Raw genomic sequence first — 458 nt, 5'->3', positions numbered from 1 at the left:
GACGTCGTCGCCCATGATGACGACGATATTGGGCTTCGCGCCCGGGGTCGCCGGCTGGGCGGGCGTCGGCGCGTTCTGGGCCTCGGCCGCCGTGAACGGCATGGTCACCCCGGCGGCGGCCGCCAGTGCGGTGCCTGAGAGCAGAAGCTTCCGCCGGCTGACGCCGGCGTCCGCTCCTGCTGCCGATTCCTGCCGACGCTCGGCCATGTCCGGCGTCCTGTCATTCGCATCCATGTGCCTCATCCTCCGGTTCGATCGAGAGTTTCAGGTTGGAGTGGCCGCCCGCTTTACGCAGCGAAAGCCGATATGGCTCATCGAGGTGTCGACCGGCTGGGCGTGGCGCGCGGCCGGGCGATAGCGCCGGCAGTAGTTCGGGGCGCAGAGATGGGATCCGCCCTTGACGACACGGCGCGGAATCCGGAAGTGCGCCGTGGCGTGGTCGTAGCTCGCCTCCAGCT

At 69.4% G+C, this 458-nt stretch carries 2 protein-coding genes; both read right to left on the bottom strand.

Annotated features, from left to right (window positions below):
• Positions 1-207: hypothetical protein (locus tag FFK22_RS42250; protein WP_221939326.1), on the bottom strand; the 207-nt coding region annotated here is incomplete at its 3' end.
• A gap of 57 nt (positions 208-264) precedes the next feature.
• Positions 265-458: SUMF1/EgtB/PvdO family nonheme iron enzyme (locus tag FFK22_RS42245; RefSeq protein ID WP_143957047.1), on the bottom strand; the 194-nt coding region annotated here is incomplete at its 5' end.

The organism is Mycobacterium sp. KBS0706, assembly GCF_005938675.2.
In the GTDB taxonomy this organism is placed as follows: Bacteria; Pseudomonadota; Alphaproteobacteria; order DSM-16000; family Inquilinaceae; genus Inquilinus.
This window is presented reverse-complemented; position numbering and strand designations above follow the sequence as displayed.